This window comes from Paenibacillus sp. OT2-17, from assembly GCF_009827695.1.
GTDB classification, from domain to species: domain Bacteria; phylum Bacillota; class Bacilli; order Paenibacillales; family Paenibacillaceae; genus Paenibacillus; species Paenibacillus polymyxa_B.
In genome coordinates this window covers 1-4,900 of record NZ_WUDQ01000272.1, presented here as the reverse complement: position 1 = coordinate 4,900, position 4,900 = coordinate 1, and the positions used below count along the sequence as shown (strand labels likewise).

General features: G+C 39.8%; 4 protein-coding genes and 1 pseudogene. All 5 read right to left on the bottom strand.

Translation table 11 applies throughout. The features are described from left to right. On the bottom strand, positions 1–470 hold a 470-nt coding region (gene cas4, locus GRP75_RS19285; RefSeq protein ID WP_160790090.1), incomplete at its 3' end, for a CRISPR-associated protein Cas4. Further along, positions 457–1,332, bottom strand: coding sequence for a type I-C CRISPR-associated protein Cas7/Csd2 (gene cas7c / locus GRP75_RS19280; protein WP_160790089.1), 876 nt, complete (start codon positions 1,330–1,332; stop codon positions 457–459). The genes cas4 and cas7c, both read right to left, overlap by 14 nt. A gap of 43 nt (positions 1,333–1,375) precedes the next feature. Then, positions 1,376–3,322: a type I-C CRISPR-associated protein Cas8c/Csd1 gene (gene cas8c / locus GRP75_RS19275; RefSeq protein ID WP_160790088.1), complete on the bottom strand. Its 1,947-nt coding sequence runs from the start codon at positions 3,320–3,322 to the stop codon at positions 1,376–1,378. Further along, positions 3,323–4,039 (bottom strand): type I-C CRISPR-associated protein Cas5c, encoded by a 717-nt coding sequence (gene cas5c, locus GRP75_RS19270; protein ID WP_160790087.1) that lies wholly within the window; start codon positions 4,037–4,039, stop codon positions 3,323–3,325. 113 nt (positions 4,040–4,152) lie between these two features. Further along, positions 4,153–4,900: pseudogene (locus tag GRP75_RS19265) on the bottom strand (CRISPR-associated helicase/endonuclease Cas3); the annotation flags it as partial.

The following is a 4,900-nucleotide window of genomic DNA, read 5'->3' as shown; positions in this document are numbered from 1 at the left end:
ATGATGACTTCTACACGGTGTTTGATCTCATCGTAATAAAAGTAGCCTTTTGAAATCTCACACACGAGCATTTCTTCAAGACACATCACTTGTGCGACCAATTGTGCATGATCCGAGTCATTTCGTTTTGGTTTGCCACGCTTGTATTCAACAGGAAAAGGAAGGTAGGTACCTTCCTCCCCTGCAAGCGGAACACCAAGGGGATCACATATGAACTCTACCACGTCACAGATTCCTGTAATTCCAAGCTCTCTGGAATGTACAGGTAACGCGCGTACGATGAGCTTATCCCCTCTTTTTTCACGAATCATGGGCTGATCGGCTTTCCTGTGCAAATGATTGCCCTCAATCGTCCGCACGTTTTCTTCCCATTGCTGCTCAATGTGAATAAGCGCCCACTGTCTTCTACAAAAATTAAAATGCTGTAAACCGGATAGCAGCAAATAATCTTCTTCGTTATAGCCCTGCATACTCTTGGACCTCTAAGCCTTCGAGCGGTGTTAATATACATTCATAATGTGTATCAAAAGATTTGTCGATTGCACTTACATTTTCTTTCGGTTTCACTTCCAAAGATCGGTGTACTTTAGCAGATGAGTATTTTCCGAGTTTGGAATTGTGCTCCCACCAATAGACTTTATGAACCTCCATACTACCGTCAGGACGAGCGGATGAGACATCATTTTCAAATAACGAAATCAGCGCATCCTTGATCTTTCCAGCATCTTCGTTGGTAAATCCTGTTTTTTCAGCTAGCTGCGTATTGATACTTCCTTTGAAAAGGTACACGCCGAAATCCACCCGATGCTTCATCCCCATCGTATCGGAACCTCTTTCTCTCCCTGGTTCGGAGTTTACACTTTTTGTAATTTGCATACTTGTAATATCAATAGGATCTATACTGGTTGCCGTATGTATAGATACAGGCCCTCTTACCCCAACGGACACTCCTGCTCCCTTACTCGCCGCCTTGAACGCAAATACTTGACCAAAGCTACGAACATCTATCCATTCCTGACAGGCAATTTTAGCAAATTCATCACTTGATCCTTCCTTGCCCTTGAAGAATTTTTCCAATTCAGGATTGGCATCTGCACGTTCTCTTAAACTATTAAAAGCATCCGATTTACGATCATTCGATTGAACAAAAATAGACTCTTCCATGTCTTGCAGACGATTTCTCAATTTCCGTTTCAGAGCCACATCTGAAATCTCACCATAACCATCGTAATTTTGCCGCGGACGATTACCATTCAGGGGATCGCCATTGGGATTTGCTCTAGTAACCGACAATACAACTGCGAAATCAATTTTGTGATCCAACACGGACATATGATTACTCTCCTTTAATGTACCTACATATTTTTAAAGTTACTTAGGATTCCTGCTGTTCATTCATGTCTAAGGTGTTGTTCTCTTTGTTGTCGTTATTACCCTCAAGATCTTTTTTATGATTATTATGGTAGATTTCATAGCGTTGGCTACTGAGTCCTAACAAGTATTTCCCGGTCAATGGTTTATTGTTGAATTCGTTGAAGGGGATTTTGTGAAGCACTTCATCAATCATATTGGAATAATAGCTTAAGCGTTTACCAAGTCTGGCCTGATGTGGCTGTAAGGCATTCTGAATGGTCCTCCAGGTTCTTTCTGGATGTTGTGAGAATGCATTCATATATCGGATTGCATTCGTAGATCGCTTCTCATCCTTGTCTAATGCGCTTCGTTCCATCACATCTGCTATCGCCAATAATCTGCCAAATAAATAACTGCGATCCATATTTTCTTTATCTAATGCCACATTGTATCCCTCCCGTTGGTTAACCAAAGCACATGTCACGCTCAGTGTTTTCTCCCATTCCCACTTGTCCATGGATACCGGGTTAGAGGCGCGGTTAATAGCACTCCTCACAATATCCTGAGGAATGTTTTGACCATCTACTATACAGGGGAGCATTCGTTCAATCAAACCCTTAACGAGTTTATCATTAGCCTTTGAACCGTATGCTGCAAAAGCAATATCTTTCGTTGCTGGAGCACCCCAAAATTGTAAATATTCACCCTGCTCATCCTTCTGATAGCGATGAAGCCATACACAGGTGGAATGCCAGTGAATAAGCTTTTCAAAATACAATTTTTTATCCAAATTACGATAATAGATCACAGCCATCCGCCCTGTTGTTGCTGAGTCAAGTACAAGAATATTGACTTTTGCTTTGGAATTAGATTTGACAGCTATTGTATTGGCATAACCCGTTAACGCTTTGGCTAATTCAAAAGCAAACTCTTCGTTTGTATGACTTTTTATTTCTTTAGCCTTGGATGGCAAGCCCATTGCAAAGATATTATCATTTTCGGTAAAATTCAGAATACTCGGTTCATCATTTCCCCACACTAGAAAAACACGTTGCTCCATGACTTTACCTTGTCGGTTAATGAGCCATTTTAAGGCATTATGAGCCTTTTGAGATACTTCATAACTGATACTTGCAGCTTCATGACTGTGGGCAAATCGTCCTCTGAACGTGAATCCACTCGTATCATTGGCGGAAATCAACTTCGCCTTATCCCCGGAATTTCTGATTTTATTGGCATGCTTGTCTGTGCTAGGGAGCTGCTTTCCAGTAACATAGCAAATGTCTTCTTCTCCCAGCAACTGGCTATAGTAACCAACAAATGAATCATACATTTCTTTATCTTCCCAAACTTTAGCTAAAACTTTATCTGGAGAGTACACATTAAAACGAATGAATACGCTCTCTTGTTCACCAGGAACCGCTGTAAATATAGGTGGTTTTTCCCCATGTATAGGTTCGTACTTCTTGTCCCATGTACTTATTAATTTCTGATCCGCATCAAGATATAAAATTGACTCGTCTACTAAGTCTTTAATCAGGCGGCGCTTGCTTAAGTAACGATATATGCTTTTCACCTTTGAAGTGGCATAATCTGAAGTAGCCCAGCCTTCTAACTGCTGAATATAAGCAGAAAATGGTTCTTCTTTTTTTATTTTTCCACCATATGCTACAAAATCTCCGGCAACATAGCTTAATTTATCATGCAGCGGATAAGGTGATATGACAGAGCCGGCTCTACTGGCGGATTTTTCAGAAGAAGGAATCAATGTACTAAACTCATTTTTATCCAATATCCTGGCTGAATGAAAATCACCTTGTTCTGTAACTTCGACTTCGATCTGCGCATTTTGGGTCGTGTGGGAAATAGGCAACAATGTATATTCACGATCATTATGTTTCTTCTCAATCACACCAACACGGTCAAGATTAGATTCATACGTTTCATATAAATTTAGCAACCAGCTCATTTAATTCCCCCACCCTTCCCATTGCGCAAGCAACTCATCAGCGGATTGAACATTATTTTCATCAAACCGTTTAGGTTGCATATTCGCTATTGTGCGAACTTGTGTGCATTCCTCCGGTCGAATAAAATCAATGATTCCGTCCTTCATTACTGGATTCCACAAACGGACTTCCATTTGGTCCCTGCCTGTCTCATCTGGATAGTTAATTCCATGTACCATATTGCCTAAATGAATGTCACCATAGTTATCGTAAAAACCTGCTTCTATACCAAATTCACAAGGCTCTACATAAGCTTGGCATTCTCGTGTACCTAGGAAAATATCTCTACGCCCACCAGCAAGTAATGATCGCTTGAGAATGTTATGATGCTTATTCTCATTACGGTCATATTCCATCTCGGGGCGATGCGGATTAAATTCAAAATGAGCCTGAACCTCATAACAGGGATCTTTCAAGTAAGTATAATTAGCAAGGGTATTACCACCGCCATATTCGATGGGGCGAACGCCTTTGGATTCCATCCGAATAGCATGAAGAACACGAACTTTGTCTACTACCATCATGATCGTAGGCTTCCAATAAATACTTTCGACAATACCTTTTAACGCCTGATATGTTGGAACACTATAAGTTAATTTCTCACCACCAAGTTTGGTTAGTGGATCTGTGAACAGTGCATAATCTCCATAAACTTTAAATTCGATCGCATTTCTCAACTAGCATTTACCTCCTTTCTATGACTATTTTTTCTAAACACAGTACCAGAATATTACTTTTGGCAGGGTCAGTCAATGTAGAATATAAGTCCCTAGTCCCAATCAAAGAGTTTTTAAAGGATAAATCCACTAAGCAGACTGTCATTTTCAAGATTGAGGCCATAACAGTCATCGTAAGCTCCATCGGTTAGTGCATATATTTTTCCATCCAAAAAAGAAACTAACCCCTTATTTTGATCTAATCGGTCTCTCTAATAGTTAAATATATTAATAGTAAATTGTTTTGCCCTGCGTAACAAATCGGTAAGTTCTGCTATTCTTTGCTGTCCTTTTAGGTCCGCGATGATCTCCTTTCCTTCTTTTTCTCCATCCCCATAAGGAACAATTACCGCGGTAGTATGATCCTCAATGACTTGAAAATGGTCCGCTGCCGTCCTATAGCTATTCGCTAAGAATAATGGAAGAATCGTCTCATTTTCTTTGCAATAAGATTGAAAATAAGTATTTTCTATACGATTGGCATATAATAGTTCAGTCATGTTTTTTCTCAATTTAGGAATAAAATAATTTAAGTCGGTCTTTAACTCGGAATAATATTTTTGAAAATATATTTCCATGGACTGAGCTGATAATACGTTTCCGCCTAAGCAAGTTTTGTTACGTTTTAAGTCAATGAACATTTTTCTGGAAATCTCTTTACCTATTCTGATTTCTTTTAATCGCTTGAGATCTTCTTCTTCATGGTCAATGACATATACTTGCTTCATTCTATCTTCTCCGTGGCGATTACATCTGCCCGCCGCCTGAGCAATGGAATCCAAACCAGCCAAGGACCGAATGACACACTTAAAACTGATATCC

What these genes read in the sequence shown, in the direction of transcription:
- cas7c (WP_160790089.1), bottom strand. Translation starts at nt 1,332, where the DNA reads ATGTCCGTGTTGGATCACAAAATTGATTTCGCAGTTGTATTGTCGGTT.
- cas8c (WP_160790088.1), bottom strand. Translation starts at nt 3,322, where the DNA reads ATGAGCTGGTTGCTAAATTTATATGAAACGTATGAATCTAATCTTGAC.